13 protein-coding genes are annotated in these 15,971 nt (G+C 67.4%); 5 read left to right on the top strand and 8 right to left on the bottom strand.

Annotation, left to right across the window (positions count from 1 at the left end):
* Position 1: 1 nt before the first annotated feature.
* Positions 2 to 1,876, top strand: coding sequence for a M61 family metallopeptidase (locus ASE90_RS14870; RefSeq protein ID WP_056002448.1), 1,875 nt, complete (start codon positions 2 to 4; stop codon positions 1,874 to 1,876).
* Between the two features lie 2 nt (positions 1,877 to 1,878).
* Positions 1,879 to 2,766, top strand: coding sequence for an ROK family protein (locus tag ASE90_RS14865; RefSeq protein WP_056002445.1), 888 nt, complete (start codon positions 1,879 to 1,881; stop codon positions 2,764 to 2,766).
* Between the two features lie 106 nt (positions 2,767 to 2,872).
* Here the strand turns inward: ASE90_RS14865 and ASE90_RS14860 are convergent, their stop codons facing one another.
* The 4 genes from ASE90_RS14860 to ASE90_RS14845 all read right to left on the bottom strand — a co-directional run bounded on the left by ASE90_RS14860 (position 2,873) and on the right by ASE90_RS14845 (position 8,290).
* A complete protein-coding gene (locus ASE90_RS14860) occupies positions 2,873 to 3,205 on the bottom strand; it encodes a hypothetical protein (protein WP_056002442.1) in 333 nt (110 codons plus the stop codon).
* 125 nt (positions 3,206 to 3,330) lie between these two features.
* Complete coding sequence (locus ASE90_RS14855) at positions 3,331 to 4,062, bottom strand: GDSL-type esterase/lipase family protein (protein ID WP_056002439.1); 732 nt, start codon at positions 4,060 to 4,062, stop codon at positions 3,331 to 3,333.
* On the bottom strand, positions 4,059 to 5,558 hold the full coding sequence (locus ASE90_RS14850) for a carboxylesterase/lipase family protein (protein ID WP_162235106.1): 1,500 nt from the start codon (positions 5,556 to 5,558) through the stop codon (positions 4,059 to 4,061). Before ASE90_RS14850 ends, ASE90_RS14855 begins: the two co-directional genes overlap by 4 nt.
* A gap of 221 nt (positions 5,559 to 5,779) precedes the next feature.
* Positions 5,780 to 8,290, bottom strand: coding sequence for a glycoside hydrolase family 3 protein (locus tag ASE90_RS14845; RefSeq protein ID WP_082449855.1), 2,511 nt, complete (start codon positions 8,288 to 8,290; stop codon positions 5,780 to 5,782).
* Between the two features lie 224 nt (positions 8,291 to 8,514).
* Between ASE90_RS14845 and ASE90_RS14840 the strand changes: the two genes are divergently transcribed.
* The gene (locus ASE90_RS14840; protein WP_056002429.1) at positions 8,515 to 9,711 is read left to right on the top strand and encodes an ROK family transcriptional regulator; all 1,197 of its coding nucleotides are present in this window, start codon (positions 8,515 to 8,517) and stop codon (positions 9,709 to 9,711) included.
* A gap of 9 nt (positions 9,712 to 9,720) precedes the next feature.
* Here the strand turns inward: ASE90_RS14840 and ASE90_RS14835 are convergent, their stop codons facing one another.
* Positions 9,721 to 10,110: a hypothetical protein gene (locus ASE90_RS14835; protein WP_056002425.1), complete on the bottom strand. Its 390-nt coding sequence runs from the start codon at positions 10,108 to 10,110 to the stop codon at positions 9,721 to 9,723.
* A 212-nt stretch (positions 10,111 to 10,322) separates the two neighbouring features.
* Between ASE90_RS14835 and ASE90_RS14830 the strand changes: the two genes are divergently transcribed.
* A complete protein-coding gene (locus ASE90_RS14830; protein WP_056003004.1) occupies positions 10,323 to 11,252 on the top strand; it encodes an ROK family protein in 930 nt (309 codons plus the stop codon).
* Positions 11,253 to 11,340: 88 nt separating this feature from the next.
* Here ASE90_RS14830 and ASE90_RS14825 read toward each other — a convergent pair whose 3' ends face one another.
* The 3 genes from ASE90_RS14825 to ASE90_RS14815 form a co-directional block, all read right to left on the bottom strand.
* The gene (locus ASE90_RS14825) at positions 11,341 to 11,679 is read right to left on the bottom strand and encodes a DUF3060 domain-containing protein (protein ID WP_056002422.1); all 339 of its coding nucleotides are present in this window, start codon (positions 11,677 to 11,679) and stop codon (positions 11,341 to 11,343) included.
* A 76-nt stretch (positions 11,680 to 11,755) separates the two neighbouring features.
* Positions 11,756 to 13,105 (bottom strand): MFS transporter, encoded by a 1,350-nt coding sequence (locus tag ASE90_RS14820; RefSeq protein WP_056002419.1) that lies wholly within the window; start codon positions 13,103 to 13,105, stop codon positions 11,756 to 11,758.
* A 263-nt stretch (positions 13,106 to 13,368) separates the two neighbouring features.
* On the bottom strand, positions 13,369 to 14,760 hold the full coding sequence (locus ASE90_RS14815; protein ID WP_056002416.1) for a glutamate ligase domain-containing protein: 1,392 nt from the start codon (positions 14,758 to 14,760) through the stop codon (positions 13,369 to 13,371).
* A gap of 48 nt (positions 14,761 to 14,808) precedes the next feature.
* Between ASE90_RS14815 and ASE90_RS14810 the strand changes: the two genes are divergently transcribed.
* On the top strand, positions 14,809 to 15,624 hold the full coding sequence (locus tag ASE90_RS14810) for an LD-carboxypeptidase (protein ID WP_056002413.1): 816 nt from the start codon (positions 14,809 to 14,811) through the stop codon (positions 15,622 to 15,624).
* The last annotated feature ends 347 nt before the right edge of the window (positions 15,625 to 15,971 follow it).

Here is a 15,971-nt window from a genome sequence, read left to right as displayed (position 1 = left end):
CATGGTCCGTTCGCTGTTTGCTGCCTTGCTTGTTTCGTCAATCGCGCTGCCCGCGCTGGCGCAGAGTGCGCCGGTGCATCCGGCCCCTGCCCCCGGCCAGCGCGATCCCGGCACGGCGGCGAAGGTGCGCTACGACGTTTCGTTTCCGCAGGTCGAGCATCACCGCGCGCGGATCACCGCGACATGGACCGGGGTACCCGCCGGCCCCTTGCGGGTCCAGATGTCGCGGTCGTCGCCGGGGCGCTATGCGATCCATGAATTCGCCAAGAACGTCTATGACGTGACCGCGACCGACGGCGCCGGGCGGCCGCTGAAGCTGACGCGCATCGATCCCTATGGCTGGAGCGTCGCGGGGCATGACGGCACGGTCGTCGTCGCCTACACCTTGTTCGCCGATCACGGCGACGGCACCTATGCGCAGATCGATACGAGCCATGCGCATCTGAACATGCCGGCCACCTTCCTGTGGGCGTCCGGCTATGACGCGCAGCCGATCCGCGTCCGCTTTCAGAGTCCGGACCCCACATGGAAGGTCGCGACGCAGTTGCCGGAGAGCGACGCGCCCGGCACCTATTGGGCGCCGAACCTGCAATATTTCATGGACAGTCCGACCGAGCTGTCGGACCATATGGTCCGCGAATGGCAGGCGGGCGGCAAGACCTATCGCCTTGCGCTCCACCATGACGGCAGCGCCGCCGACATGGACCGCTTCACCGAAAAGGCGAAGAAGGTCGTGGCGCAGCAGATCGCGATCTTCGGCGCGCCGGCTCCTTATGATTTCGGCCGCTATACCTTCATCGCCGATTATCGCCCGTCGATCGTGGGCGACGGCATGGAGCATCGAAACTCGACGATCATCACGAACGCGCAGTCGCTGGCGGAGGCGAAGGACGACCAGCTCGGCACGCTGGCGCATGAATTCTTCCATAGCTGGAACGTCGAGCGCATCCGCCCGGCCGAACTGGAACCGTTCGACTTCACCCGCGCCAATCCGACGCCGTCGCTGTGGCTGGCCGAGGGGTTCACCAGCTATTACGGGCCGCTGTCGATCCGGCGCGCGGGCCTTGCCAGCGTCGACGAGTATCTGGGCGAGATGGGGCCGATGCTGAGCGGCATCGTCAACAATCCGGCGCGGATCGCAGCGCGGATCAACGCATCGCCGCAGGAGATGAGCCTGCGCGCGCCGTTCGTCGATGCCGCGCGCTCGATCGATCCGGTCGATCCCAATATCTTCGTGTCCTATTATCCCTATGGCGCGATCATCGGCATGGCGCTCGACCTCGAACTGCGGCAGCGGTTCGCGGGCAAGAGCCTCGACGATTTCATGCGGACGCTGTGGGCGCGGCATGGCAAGGGCGAGAAGCCGTACACGCCCGCCGATCTGCGCGCGGCGCTGGCCGCGACGACGGGGGACCAGGGCTTTGCCGACGCGTTCTTCGCACGGTCGATCGATGGCAGCGGCCTGCCCGACTTCGCACCGCTGCTGGCGCAGGCGGGGCTGGTGCTGCGGCCCGCCGCGCCCGCGCGTGGCTGGATCGGACGGACGGCAGCGAGCGAAGAGGCGGAGGGCGTGACGCTGACCTTCCCGCCCGCGCAGAATTCGCCGCTGTTCGCCGCCGGGCTGGATCAGGGCGACGTCATCGTCGCGCTCGGCGGGCAAGCGATCGGCAACGGCGCTGCGTGGAACACCGCGCTGGCGGCGCTCAAGCCGGGCACGCCGGTCGAGCTGCGCTATCGCCGGTTCGGGGCCGAACGCACCACGACGCTGACCCCGGCGGCCGATCCGACGCTGGAGGTAGTGCGTGGCGAGACGGTCGGACAGGCGCTGACGGCCACGCAACGGGCATTCCGCAAGAGCTGGCTGGGCGCGGAATAACGATGCGGCTTTGCGCCGATGTCGGCGGGTCGTTCGTCGATATCGCCGCGTTCGACGATGCGGGGGCGATCGGCTGGCGACGCAAGGTGCCGACGCCGGTCGGCGACTGGGCGGCGTTCGTCACCGTGTTTGCCGATGCGCTGGCGGTGACGAAGGGCGACCGGGTGTCGATCGCGACCGCCGGGCTGGTCGATCCCCTATCGGGCATCGTCACCAGCGCCAATATTCGCTGTATCGACGGGCAAGTGCTGGCCGACGAACTGGCCCGTGCGCTGGGGGTGCCGGTGCGGGTTGTGAACGACGCCGATGCGTTCGTGCTGGCCGAGGCGGCGCGCGGGGTCGCGATCGGGCATGACCGGGTGTTCGGCATCATCCTTGGCACCGGGGTCGGCGGCGGGCTGGTCGAACGCGGCCGGATCGTGAGCGGCGCGGGCGGGATCGGCGGCGAATGGGGCCATGGGCAGGTGGTGCACGAAAGCCGCATCGCGCCGGGGGCCAATCCGGTGTTTCCCTGTGGCTGTGGCCTTGTCGGGTGCCTCGATACGATCGGCAGCGCGCGTGGGCTGGAGCGGTTGCATCGCTTTCTGCACGGCGTCGAGGCTGCCAGTATCGCGATTACGGAGGGTGCCAAGGCCGGCGAGCGCCGGGCGGCGGCGACGGTCGATTACTGGTGCGACCTGGTCGGCGGGCCGCTGGCGATGCTGTTGCACGCCGTGTCGGCAACGATCGTGCCGGTCGGCGGCGGGCTGGCCAATGCCACCGCGCTGATCGCGGAACTGGACGGGCGGGTGCGGGCGAACCTGCTGACCCCGGCGACGGCGCCGATCGTCGTACCGGGGCGGCTGGGGGAGGATGCGGGGTTGATCGGGGCATTCGTGGCGGGGGCGTGACACGGGCAACCGTACCCCCGCGCAGGCGGGGGTCCAGAGCGTCAAACGCTATGTCGGCTTGCCTGGCCCTGGATCCCCGCCTACGCGGGGATACGGCTTGCGGCGGTCAGCGCCGATGACCCGGACGGCCGTTGCGGTCGTGCTTGTCGACCCGCACCTTGTACGCCAGCGCGTCGAAGCGGCGGTCGAGGTCGCGGCGTTCCTGCATCGACAGGCCGTTCGAGCGGCGATAGCGCTGTTCGAGCTGGGCGATCTGGCGGAATTCGCCGCGCAGGTTCACCGCCTCGCGCCGGCTGAGCGAACCGCTCCGGATACCCTGATCGATGCGACGCTCGATCTGCGCCTGACGCTGGTTGACCGACTGCCATGGCTGGGCGGCGGCGGGCAGCGCGGTCATCGCGACGCCGAGGCCGGCGATCATCAGTGCGAACTTCTTCATGAACTTTCTCCTGTTCGAACCCCTTGGGCTGAACCGAAGATGGGGGCGGCGTGTCGCAGGCGTTTGTCGCGAAGGTACTAAAATTGTGTCGGATTGTCGCGGCAGAGGCGGGTTCGTTCAGCTTGTCAGGCGGCCAGGCGCTTCGCGCGCAGGACCGGGGTCAGCACGGTCTCCATCGCGGCATAGCCGGCGGCGGTCGGGTGGACGCCGTCGTCGGCGAAGCCGGGCTTCATCGCGCCGCCCGGCGTGGCAAGTGCAGGCGTATAGTCGACGAAGGTCGCGCCGACCTGCCCGGCATAGGTTTTCGCCCAGGCGTTGAGCGCGCGGATCGGCGCGACGGTGGCAAGGCCCGGACGCCACGGGAAGCCGTCCGCCGGGGGCACGCTGGCCAGCAACACGCCGATCTTCGCTGCCCGCGCGAGCATGACCATCATCGCCAGATTGTCCTGCGTCTGCTGCGGCGTCATCGGACCGGTATTGCCGGCGATGTCGTTGGTGCCGGCCATGATGTGGACGAACTTCGGTTTCAGCGCGATCACGTCGGCCATCATTCGCAGGACCATTTGCGGCGTCGTCTGCCCGCTGATCCCGCGGCCCACTCGCCCGGCGCGGAAAAATTCGGGGCGTTTGCCGGCCCAGCCTTCGGTGATCGAATCGCCCATGAACACGATGTCGGTCGGCTTGCCCGAAGCGGCGAGCGCGGCATTGGCGGCGGCATAGCGGCCGAGCCACGGCCAGTCGGTCGCCAACTGGCGCTGGCGCTTGACCTCATAGCTGTCCTCCTGCGCGCAGGCGGCGGCGGGAAGGAGCGCCGCCCCGGCGGCGAGGCTCAGGAAATGACGGCGATCGTGGGTCATAGCGATCCTTGCAAACGGCAGATTTCGGGGCGCATATCGCCGTCGCGCGGCGTGGCACCGCGCGCGTCGAACAGGATATTGGCGGGCTTTCCCTTGGTCGTGCGCGGCCAGGTCGGGCGGCCGTCGCCATTGGGATCGCCGGTGACGGCGAAGGCCAGCCAGTAATCCTGCATCGACACCGGTCCGACGCGCTTGTCGGCAAAAATATAGCCGATCTCCGCGGCATGCGACGTGCGGCCGGGACCGCCATCGCCGGCCATGTCGAATTCATAGCGCCACACCGGCCAGCTGCGCCCGGCGAGCAGGTTGGCAAGGTTGCCGGCCGGACAGCGGAAGGTGGCGTCGGTCGCGATCTGCTGATCGCGGGTGCCCATGCGCGGATGGGCGACGGAATCAGGTTCGTCGAGCCGGTAGAAGGTGCGGGCGGCCTCCGCATTGGTGCCGAACGACAGGTCGACAAAGCCGTCGCGCGCCGGACGGTCGCCTGGCAGATCGAGTTCGAGGACGTTGCTGCCGATGATGACCGGACGCTTGGGCGCGGTGACGAACAGCCGGTCGGGCGTATCGGGCAGGACAGCGCCGTCGATGGTGGTGCGCAGGTACAGATAATCGTCGGCGGTCAGCTTGGCATCGTGCAGTTTCAGATCGGCAGCAAGCAGCGCGGCGGGCGAGGCGCTGCGCAGCGCCGCCGTCCCGCGCGTGCCCAGCAGCACGTCGAGCTGATCGCCGATGCGGAACGCTTCCTTGAGCGGACGCCATGGCAGGCCGAAGCCGGGCGTGCCCGATTCCATCGCCGCCTTCGCGAACAGGCCGCGGGCGAGCGGCGAGGCGAGGAGCAGCGACACGTCCTGCGATCCGGCGCTTTCACCGGCGATGGTGACGTTGTCGGGATCGCCGCCGAACTTGGCGATGTTGTCGCGGACCCAGCGCAGCGCCGCGATCTGGTCCATCAGCCCGTAATTGCCGCTGGCCCCGTTCGCTTCCGCCGCCAGCGCGCGGTGCGGCAGGAAGCCGAAGATGCCGAGGCGATACTGGACCGCGACGACGACCACGTCGCGCTTGCCGATCGCCGACAGCGCCATGCCGCCCGCCGATCCGGCGCGGTTGCTGCCGCCGTGAATCCACACGATCACCGGGCGCTTGCCGGTCAGCCCCGGCGTGCCGACATCGAGCGTCAGGCAATCCTCCGCCGCAAAGACATGGTCGGCGCGGTTCCAGCCATAATCGTTCTGCAGGCAGGCGGGCGACGGCGCGGTGGCGGTCCGGATGCCGGTCCATTCGACCACCGGCTGCGGTTCGCGCCAGCGGTTCGCACCCAGCGGCGGGGCGGCGAAGGGAATGCCGCGAAAGAGGACGCGGTCGGCTTCGGCCTTGCCCTCGACGATGCCGCCCGAGACCGAGACGCGCGGAGGGATCGGGGCGGTCGCAGGTGCGGCGTCCTGGGCGATGGCCGGGGTGGCGGTGGCCAGCAGTAGAGATGCCCAGATTGCCTTCATCGCCATGCCCCTTTTATCCGCTTTCGTCGCTCCCGCGAAGGCGGGAGTCCATATGCGCCAACATCGCGAATCAGCAAGAAACCTTGGCGGCAATGGATTCCCGCCTGCGCGGGAATGATAAATAGTGACAGAGGAGCGCGTCGCATACGGATCGGCTGCGTATGCGGACACCCCCCTCCACCATGCTGCGCATGGTCCCCCTCCCCGTGCCGGGGAGGATTTTACTTGCAGCTCACCGTCACGTCGGCCGTGGTGCCCAGCGCCACGCGCGCGACGCTGACCGTCAGCTTGCCGTCGGTCGACAGGGCGAAAAGCGTATCGACCTTGGCCATGTTCACATTGCCGCCGAAGCATTTGAGCGGGACGCCCAGCGTCTTCCACTGGCCGACCGGCAGCTTCTCCATCCGCCCGAGCGCGACCTGTCCGCCGCCGGGACCGCTGCGCAGCGACAGCGTGACCGCCATGGTCGGGGCGGCGTCGACGCGCATCGTCGATACCAGCATCACGTCGCCATTGGTCTGCCGCGTCAGGTCGACCGGCGACTGGGTGCTCAGCACGATCTGTGCCGGGCCGCTGCCGTCGATCTCGAAGCGGCGCGCGCCTTCCTGTACGCCGTGGTCGGTCGCGGTAACCTTGACCCGGCCCGCGCCCGACTGCGCGGGCACGGTGGTGATGCGGGTGTTGCCGCCGGTGCCGGCACCGCCGACCTCCAGCGACCATGCGGTCGCGGGCAGCCCCTTGTCCATGAACACGTCACCGGCATCGGCTTCGGCGACCTTGGGGTCTTCGGAGAAGGCTGGCACCACCGTCTTGCTGGCGGCGGTCAGGCCATAGCCGATCGGGAACTGGGTCGGCCCGGTCGCATCGCCGGTCGCGGGCCATGGGAAGGACAGCGTGCCCGAGAAATCGCGCTTCGCCTTGCCGTCCTGTCCGCGCAGCAGCACGTCGGCGACGCCCGCGCCCTCCGATCCCGGCAGCCAGCCGACGACGAAGGCGTCGGCGGCGTTGATCGCGGCGTTCACGAACAGCGGACGGCCGGTCAGCATCAGCGCGACGACGGGAATCCCCTGCGCCTTCAGCTTCTTCATTGTCTCGATGGGGCCACGCAGTTCGGGGCGCAGCTGGAGCGTCTTGATGTCGCCCTGGAACTCTGCATAGGGCGTTTCGCCGAACACGACGATCGCCGCATCGGGCTTCTTGCCCGAAAAGCTGCCATCGGCCGACAGCGTCGCCGAGCCACCGGCCGCCTTTACCGCCGTATCGATCCCCTGCCAGATCGTGGTCGCACCGGGGAAATATTTCGGATCGATCCCCGTCCCCTGCCATGTCAGCGTCCAGCCGCCCGACTGACGCGCGACGTCGTTCGCCCCGTCACCGGCGACCAGCACCCGCGCGCCCGCCTTGATCGGCAGCAGCGAACCATTGTTCTTGAGCAGAACCAGCGACTTCGCCACTGCCTCGCGCGCGACCGCACGGTGTTCGGGACTGCCGAGCAGCTCGAACTTGCCCGACAACGGCCGCGACGACGGCTTGCCCGCATCGAACAGGCCGGCGCGCAGCTTCACGCGCAGGATGTTCGATACCGCGTCGTCGAGGCGCGCCATCGGCACTTCGCCCGACTTGACCTGCTTGACGAGGTTTTCCCAGATCGGCTTCCAGCTGTCGGGCGCCATATACATGTCGAGCCCGGCATTGATCGCGCGCGGGCACGACGCGTTGGTGCAGCCCGCGACCTGACCGTGTGCGTTCCAGTCGCTGACGATGAAGCCGCCGAAACCCATGCGCTTCTTGAGGACATCGGTCATCAGGCCCTTGTGCCCGGTGATCTTTTCGCCGTTCCAGCTGCTGAAGCTGGCCATGACCGTCTGCACGCCCGCGTTGATCGCCGAGACATAGGGCGTGCCATGAATGTCGCGCAGCGTGGTTTCGGGAATCCTGGCATCGCCCTGATCCTGCCCGCCAAAGGTACCGCCATCGGCAAGGAAATGCTTGGTCGAGGCGAGGACGTACGGTCCCTTGAGCTGGTCGGTCGACCCCGGTGCGCCCTGCAGCCCCTCGATGAACTGCGTGACGTAGCTGGCGACCAGCTTCGGATCGGACGAATAGCCTTCGTAGGCGCGGCCCCAGCGCAGGTCCTGCGGCACGGTGATCGTCGGTGCGAAGGTCCATTCGATGCCGGTCGCGCGGATTTCGGCCGCCGTCGCCTGCGCGATCTTCCGCATCAGCGCCGGGTCGTGCATCGCGCCCAGACCGACATTGTGCGGGAACAGCGTCGCGCCGACGATATTGCTGTGGCCATGCACCGCATCGGTGCCCCAGATGACGGGAATGCCGACGCCGCCGTCGCTCTTGTCGACTGAGGCTTCGTAAAAACGGTCGGCGAGCTTCAGCCATTCGGAGGCAGGCGCGAATTCGTCGTTGTTCGGCGCGGAGTTGCCGCCGTTCAGCACCGAGCCGAGATGATACCGCTTCACGTCGACGGGCGTCAGGCTGGCGATATCGCCCTGCACGACCTGTCCGACCTTTTCCTCGAGCGTCATCTTCTTCAGCAGGTCGGCGATGCGCTTTTCCAGCGCCGGATCGACCTTGTACGGCCAGTTGGCGCGCGGCCAGATGTCGGGATGCACGGTCGCGGCGGGGGCCGGTGCCGGCACAGTCTGCGCGGCGGCAGGCAACACCCCGCCGAACCCGGCGAGCATCGTGCACAACAAAAATTGAGGAACCGGTTTCATCGCGTCGCTCTCCCTTTGCCCGCGATCTGGCCGCGCGCATCCCTTTGCCGCCCCGTTCGCCAATTCCGACAACGTTGTCAATCGTCGGACCGGCGTTTCGACAATACGGTTTACAATTGAACTGGTCTGTCCACTGGTCCACGCTGTCACAAAACAACGAACGGCGATGCCGTGACCGGGAGACGAAGTTTGCCATTCCCCGTAGCCGCCCGGGACGTCCGGACGTGATCGATCGTACGCCGATTCGACTGTCGGGGACCAACCTCGAACGTGCCGCCGATCATAACCAGCGGGTCACGCTGCATGCGATCCGGGTGTCGGGGTCGCTGACGCGGATCGACCTGGCCAACATCACCGGGCTGACCCCGCCCGCGATCGCCAACATCACCCGCCGGCTGCTGAGCGAAGGATTGATCCTCGAAGCGGGGCAGCGACGCGGCGGGCGCGGGCAGCCGCCGACCAAGCTGGTGGTCAATCCCGCCGCCTGCTACGCGATCGGCATCAACATCGACCGCGATCATGTGACGATCGTGCTGGTCGACTTTACCGGACAGACGCTGGCGCGCGCCACCCGCGACGTCGATTTCGCGCTGCCAGACGAGGTTGCCGGTTTCTATCGCTCGGCGGTGGAGGGGTTGATCGCCGAAGCCGGGGTCGACGCCAATCGGATCGTCGGCATCGGCGTTGCGCGGCCCGACGATCTCGGCACCGTCGACCTGCCCGGCCGCCCGGCAAGCTATGCCGAATGGGAAAGCGTCGACATGGCCGCGTTGTTCGCCACGCCGATCGACTTGCCGGTGTTCGTCGAAAACGATGCGGCGGCGGCGGCGATGGGCGAGTTGCAGCTGGGCCATGGCCAGCATCAGGCAAGCTTCTTCTACGTCCTGATCTCGGCGGCACTCGGCGGCGGGCTGGTGATCGATGGCAGCTATTTCCGTGGTGCCAAGGGGCGATCGGGCGAACTCGGCTTTTTGATGGGGAGCGACGGCAAGGGCGGGCGCACCCAGATCCAGCATAGCGTGTCGCTGTCGGGCCTGTTGCATCCGTTGCGGCGGGCGGGCTTCACGCTGGGCGACATCCGGGGCGAGCGCGGCGACGATGCCACGTTGCTGGCGGTGGTGGATGACTGGATCGATGCGTCGGTCGACCGGCTGGTCGAGCCGCTGATCGCGATCAACTGCCTGATCAATCCGGCGGCGATCTTCGTCGGCGGGCGGCTGCCGGGGCAGCATGTCGAAACGCTGGCCGAGCGGCTGAACGAACGGTTGCGGGTCGATGCGACGAACGTCCCCGCACTGGCCCCGGTACGCCGGGCGATGCTGGCCGAGGATGCGCCGGCGGTTGGTGCGGCCATCCTGCCGTTCAGCCATTTCCTGTTGCCGAGCGCGACGGCGCTGTGGAAGGCGGACGAGGTCGGGTAGTCGCCGCCCTTACGGCTTCGCGAAATCGAGGAGCCGACGCAGCGAGCGGTAGGATGTCGAGGATTTCGGTTCGAACACCGCATCGAGATTCGCCAGCCGCCGGCGGGCCTGGTCGACAAAATCCATCTTGGTATCGGCGGCGGGCGTACCGTCGGTCGCGATCAGTTCGCGCCGAAACCGGTGGAGCGTGTGAATGTCGATCACGCCGTCACCGAACAGGCGGAAGCCGTACTCGGCCATTTCGCGCGGCGTCAGATTACGGATATCGGGCGGGGGCACGATCGACGCCGGTTGCGCGGCATTGCCCTTGAACTGCGCCGCGAAGGCGAGTTCGAACCGTCCGCCGGCACCGGCATCGACCGTGCCGCCCATCTTCGCCTGTACCGTATCGATCCGCATCGCCGACTCCGTTCTCGACCCGGTTTTGGCATGGCGGACCTTGACGCCCGGTTAGCGGGCGGCGGACTTTATACGAAATCCGGCGTGCCACGATGTAACGGTACGGCCTGCCCCATTACCTTAAACAAACCGATTTTCTCATTTGCGCTTTCGTCCGAATCCCTGCAACGTTACGCCGGGGTTTACCTGTGACAGGGTTTTCGGGGATGAACATGATTATCGATTCACTGGCGGTGCGCGATCGGGGCGATTTGCCCTTCGCCGGGATCGAACTGGGCGGCACGAAATGCGTCTGCACGCTGGCATACGGGCCGGATCGGATATTGGCGCAGGAAACGGTCCCGACCGAACATCCCGATACCACCCTGCCAGCCATTGCCGCCGTGTTGCAGCGCTGGTGGGACACGACCGGCTTTGCCGCCTTGGGCATTGCCAGCTTCGGCCCGGTCGATCTCGACCCCGCCTCGGCCACCTGGGGCCATATCCTTGCCACGACCAAGCCCGACTGGCCGATGACCGACGTCGCCGGCACGCTGTCGGCGATGTTCGACGTGCCCAGCGCGTTCGATACCGACGTCAACGGCGCGGCCTTTGCCGAAACGCGATGGGGCTGTGCGCAGGGGCTGGACGACTTCGCCTATGTGACGATCGGCACCGGCGTCGGCGTGGGGCTGCTGGTCAATGGCCGGCCGACGCGCGGCATCGGCCATGCCGAGATCGGCCATCTGCGCACGCCACGCCTGCCCGGCGACACCCTGCCCAGCGGCTGCCCGTTTCATGACGATTGCGTCGAGGGGCTGGCGTCGGGAACGGGGATCAAGGCCGCGCTGGGCGATGTCCATGTGTCGACGCTGTCGGCCGACCATCCGGTGTGGGACCGCGCCGCCGCGTCGATCGTGGCGATGTGCCATGCGATGGTGTGCACCACCGGCCCGAGGCGGATCGCGATCGGTGGCGGCGTGATGAACAAGCAGCCGCATCTGCTGGCGCGGATCGAACCGGCGCTGCGGGCCAGCATCAACGGGTATCTGCCGCTGCCGGAACGCGACTATGTCGTCGCACCGGCGCTCGGCGATCAGGCAGGGCCGCTGGGATCGATCGCGCTGGCGCAGAACGCGTTGCAGGCCCGCGTCGCGGCGTAAGCGTCCGTTCGGAAACGCGTCGAAGGGCGCATTACCGTGCGGTGCCGGCCCGAAGAACGCGCGTTTTGAAACTGCTTCATAGCGCCGCTTACTTCGCGACCGACACCCGGTTGCCGGCCCCGGCGACGTTGATCCGCGCCTTGCTGCCATCGGCGGTGCGGTAGGTTACCGTGTTGCTCGCGCCGGATATGCGGATGCTGCCCTTGGGTGCCAGATCGGCCTGCACGCGGTTGCTCGCCCCCTCGATCACCAGCGCCGAGCAGCGCCCGGTCACGCGGATGGTGTTGCCGGCCCCCTGGATGGTCGCGGTGCCGCCGTCGCAGTCGAGTTCCTGCGTCGCGCCGGCCCCTTCGTAGCGCGCCTGTGCCGACAACGATGCCGGCAGCACGAGCGCGGACAGGATCAGCGTGGCTTGGACGACGGTCATCTGGTCTCTCCCGTTCGGTTCTGTCCAGCGAGCCTAGTCGAAGCGACGGCCCGATACCAAGCCGCCGCTGCGCCGATCAGTGCAGGCTCTTCGCCGAAGCGATATTGCGCGTCGCGGTGCGGCCGGCGGCGATGGCGAAGCCGCACAGCGCGGCATAGCACAGCGCGGGCACGAGGAACGCCGGACCATGGCCGACCGCGCCCGACACCAGACCGACGACCGGCGGGATCACCGCCCCGCCGAAGATCGCGGTGCACAACAGCCCCGATGTCGCTGCTTCGCTGGCGGTCGAGCGTTCGAGGGTCAGGGTGAAGATGACCGGGAACATGATCGAGTTGAACAGGCCCATCGACAGCGCGACGAACCCGGCGGTCACCCCGCCGACCGCCGCGACATAGCAGCACATGCCGACGGCAATGGCGGTGAACAGCGCCATCAGCTTCCACGCCTTCACCTTCGACAGCAGCACCGATCCGATCGCGCGACCGACCATCGCGCCACCCCAGTAGAAGGCGACGGCCTTGCCCGCTTCCTGCAACGACACGCCGGGCACCCCGTCGCTGCCCATCGCAAAGCCCAGCAGCGGCACGCCGAACGGCGCGTTCGACGCGCCCCATACAGTGTCGGCGTTCAGGAAGAGCGCCATCTGCGTACCGATCGCGACTTCGGCACCGACATACAGGAAGATCGCGCTTGCCCCCAGCAGTGCCCAGCGCGACGAAAACGCATCGCGCAGCAGCGCGGCGGGCGACGGCGTATCGGCCGGGGTTTCGGGCACGGCGGCCGACACGACCTTGCGGCTGAGGAAGAAGAACACCGCCAGCGCCGCGATCAGTCCGGCGATCCAGAAATAGGCGCGGTCGATCCCAGCCAACGCGCCGGCGCGCACCGCTTGCGTCAACACCGTGCCGTCCTTCACCTCGACCCCGTCGAGGAACAGGCTGGCCCCGAGCAGCGGCCCGAGGAACGTGCCGAACGAATTGAACGTCTGGCTGAGCGTCAGGCGGAAATGGCTGAGCTTCGGGTCGCCCAGCGCGGCGGCCAGCGGGTTGGCCGCGACCTGCAACACGGTGATGCCGGCGGCGAGAATGAACAGGCCGAGCAGGACCAGCGGGAATACGGCGAGGTTCGCCGCGACCAGCATCGTCAGGCAGCCGACGACCATCGTCACCAGCGCGAACAGGATCGAGGGAACCGCCTTCAACCGGCCGAGCAGGATCGCGGCGGGCATCGAGATGAGGCCATAGGCGAGGAAAAAGGCCGATGCCGCCAGCTGCGCCTCGAAATCGGTCAGCGTAAAGATACCCTTCACCGCCGCGACCAGCGGATCGATCAGCGAGGTGATGAAGCCCCAGGCGAAAAACAGGGTGGTGACGGCGGCGAATGCCAGCCCGGTGGTGGCGGATCCCGCCTGTTTGTCAGCCAAAGCGGCGCTCCCCTTAGTCGGACTAATTCGACTATTTGCTTATGATATTCACAGCGCTCGCCGAGGGCGGGGGGAATGTCAAGCAGGGGGACGGTCGCGATGTGCCAGTCCCGGACCACGTTCCCCTCGTCACCCCGGACTAAATCGAGAACTCTGGGAAAGTACCGAACGGAGCCAAGCCGAGCCGTACCCCGGCGAAGGCCGGGATACGGTCCACGGACTTTCGCAGAAGTCTCGACTTGATCCCGGGTGCCGGAACGCCGCTAATCCAGCATCGCGACAATCTGCGCCGCTAGTTCGGACAGCGTGTCGTCGCGCGCGCCCATCACCACGATCCGGTCGCCTTCGCGTGCCTGCGCCACCAGATGCGCCGCCGCCGCCGCACGGTCGGGGATGTGGCGGGCGGGCGCGCCTTGTATCGTAAGGTCGTTGACGATGTCGCCGCTGGTGACCTCGCGCGTGACCGTGCCGCCGCGATAGACCGGATCGGGCAGCACCAGCAGGTCGTCGGGAGTCAGCGCGCCGGCGAACATCGTCACCAGCTCGCGGCGCATGACCTTGAGCGGACCATAGCCATGCGGCTGGAACAGCAGCAGCAACCGTCCCGGCTGGGTGCGCAGCGTCGCGATGGTCGCGGCGATCTTGTCGGGATTGTGCCCGAAATCGTCGATCACGCCGACCCCGCGCGCCGTCCCGACCAGTTCGAACCGCCGCTTGAGCCCCGAGAAACCGGCAATCGCCGCGACCGCATCGGCGATCGGCACCCCGGCGGCGACGACCGCGCCGATCGCGGCCAACGCGTTGGCGATATTGTGCCGCCCCGGCACCGCGAGGCGGACGGCATGGACCATCCCGTCCGCCACCAGCTCGAACCGGCTGGCAAAGGGTTCGAGCACCAGCGCGCGCGCGACCAGATCGGCATCGCCCTCGACCGAAAAGGTCGTGCGCTTGCTCGCCGGAACCGCCACCGCCAGCGCCGCCGCTTCGCCATCGCCGACATTGACGACGACATGGCCCGCGCGGTCGGCAAACCCGCCGAACAGCGCGCGCAGTTCCTCCAGCGTCTTGTGGTCGAGGCTGACATTGTTCAGCACCGCGACCTGCGGCCGGTAGAAGGCGATCGATCCGTCGCTCTCGTCGATCTCGCTGACGAACGCATCGCCCTGCCCGACCAGCGCGCTGGCGAAGGGGCGGTCGGAGCGCACGAAATCCTTCATCACCGCGCCGTTCATGACCGTCGGATCGCGGCCGAGCGTGTGGAGCAGATAGCCGATCATGCCGGTGACGGTCGACTTGCCGCTGGTCCCCGCGACCCCGATCGACAGCGGTGCCGCATTGAACAGGTCGGCAAGCAGTTCGGCGCGGCCCATCCGCTGCGCGCCGACCGCGTCCGCTGCGACGATATCGGCGACGGTCGGCTCGATCGCGGCCGACGCGACGACGATCTGATCGGCCGACACGACACCGCTGCCGTCCTGGCGGTAGAGCGCGATGCCGGCGGCGCGCAGCGCGTCGAACTTGGCGGGCAGGCTCGCCTGATCAAGCGAGCGGTCCGATCCGGCCACGGTCGCGCCGCGCCCGGCAAGGATCATGGCGAGCGGCAACATGCCCGAACCGCCGATCCCGACGAGGAAGAAGGATTTGCCGTACAGCATCGCGCGGGGCTATCGACCTTGACCTTCAGTGGCAAGCGGGGTTGCGGGATGCGGATCGGCGTGGTGGCACCGGCGCGGCGGGTGGACGAGGAACAGATGGCCCGCACACAGGGCTATGCCGCGCTCACCTACCCTTCCGTCGATCTGGTCGTGCATCCGCAATGCTTCCTCGACGCCGGCCATTTCGCCGGCACCGACGAACAGCGCGCCGCAGCCTTCCTCGAATTCGCCAATGATCCCGCGTTCGATGCGATCTGGTTCGCGCGCGGTGGCTATGGTTCGAACCGCATCCTCGACATGGTGATGCCGCAGCTGAACCGCGCGGCGGCGGCGAAGAGCTATGTCGGTTTTTCCGACATGGGGTTTTTGCTGGGCGCACTCTATGCCCGGCGGATCGGGCGGCCGGTACACGGACCGATGGCGGCGCAGGTCGGCAAGGCCGGCGGCACCAACAGCGCGGCACGATCGCTGGCATGGCTGATCGATGGCGACCGGGCGATGCTGGCCCCCGAGCTCGACGGACGGCCAACCGTCGCCTTCAACCTCGTCATCCTCTGCGCGCTCATCGGTACGCCGTGGCTGCCCGACCTGACCGACCATGTCGTGATCGTCGAGGAGGTGGGCGAGGACCTGTACCGGATCGACCGCCTGTTATGGCAGCTGAGCGAGGCGACGCAGCTGAAGGGGATTGCCGGCATCCGGCTGGGCGCGGTTACCGATCGTCATCCCGACGACACCGGCTTCGGCGAAACCGAGGAACAGATCGTCACCCGCTGGGCCTGCGCGATGGGCGTGCCGTATCTTGGGCGGGCGCATGTCGGGCATTATGCCGACAATATGGTGGTGCCGTTCGGGGTGGTGTGAGGCCAAAGGTCACAAAGGTCACACTCGTGCAGCATCCGACGTAGACGCGTTCGAAGGAACCGGTGAGGATTACCGACGGGCGAGCGGCGGACGATGCCGCATGAGGCGGCTGTAGGAAAGTGCTGTTCCGAACCGGACGTAGGACCTCACCTGCATCGGGTTGACGCATCACGAAAGTAATCGAGCTTGCAGACTATGACACTTACTATGGAACTCATGATTTTTGCGTCACGAACGGTAGTATTTGTGGCTAGGTGTTTAGTCCCGGCATCTGGTGGATCGGGTTGACGATGAACCGGTCTGGCTCTGACGTCCAGATCTTGGCGATGTATTCGTAGGGCGTGAGG

The sequence above is a fragment of the Sphingomonas sp. Leaf67 genome, from assembly GCF_001421965.1.
Lineage (GTDB): Bacteria > Pseudomonadota > Alphaproteobacteria > Sphingomonadales > Sphingomonadaceae > Sphingomonas.
Note: the sequence above shows the minus strand (reverse complement) of the source record. Positions and strands in the feature narration are given on the sequence as shown.

Coding starts and splice junctions, on each gene's coding strand:
- ASE90_RS14870 (WP_056002448.1), top strand. CDS start 2: ATGGTCCGTTCGCTGTTTGCTGCCTTGCTTGTTTCGTCAATCGCGCTG.
- ASE90_RS14865 (WP_056002445.1), top strand. CDS start 1,879: ATGCGGCTTTGCGCCGATGTCGGCGGGTCGTTCGTCGATATCGCCGCG.
- ASE90_RS14860 (WP_056002442.1), bottom strand. CDS start 3,205: ATGAAGAAGTTCGCACTGATGATCGCCGGCCTCGGCGTCGCGATGACC.
- ASE90_RS14855 (WP_056002439.1), bottom strand. CDS start 4,062: ATGACCCACGATCGCCGTCATTTCCTGAGCCTCGCCGCCGGGGCGGCG.
- ASE90_RS14850 (WP_162235106.1), bottom strand. CDS start 5,558: ATGAAGGCAATCTGGGCATCTCTACTGCTGGCCACCGCCACCCCGGCC.
- ASE90_RS14845 (WP_082449855.1), bottom strand. CDS start 8,290: ATGAAACCGGTTCCTCAATTTTTGTTGTGCACGATGCTCGCCGGGTTC.
- ASE90_RS14835 (WP_056002425.1), bottom strand. CDS start 10,110: ATGCGGATCGATACGGTACAGGCGAAGATGGGCGGCACGGTCGATGCC.
- ASE90_RS14830 (WP_056003004.1), top strand. CDS start 10,323: ATGATTATCGATTCACTGGCGGTGCGCGATCGGGGCGATTTGCCCTTC.
- ASE90_RS14825 (WP_056002422.1), bottom strand. CDS start 11,679: ATGACCGTCGTCCAAGCCACGCTGATCCTGTCCGCGCTCGTGCTGCCG.
- ASE90_RS14815 (WP_056002416.1), bottom strand. CDS start 14,760: ATGCTGTACGGCAAATCCTTCTTCCTCGTCGGGATCGGCGGTTCGGGC.
- ASE90_RS14810 (WP_056002413.1), top strand. CDS start 14,809: ATGCGGATCGGCGTGGTGGCACCGGCGCGGCGGGTGGACGAGGAACAG.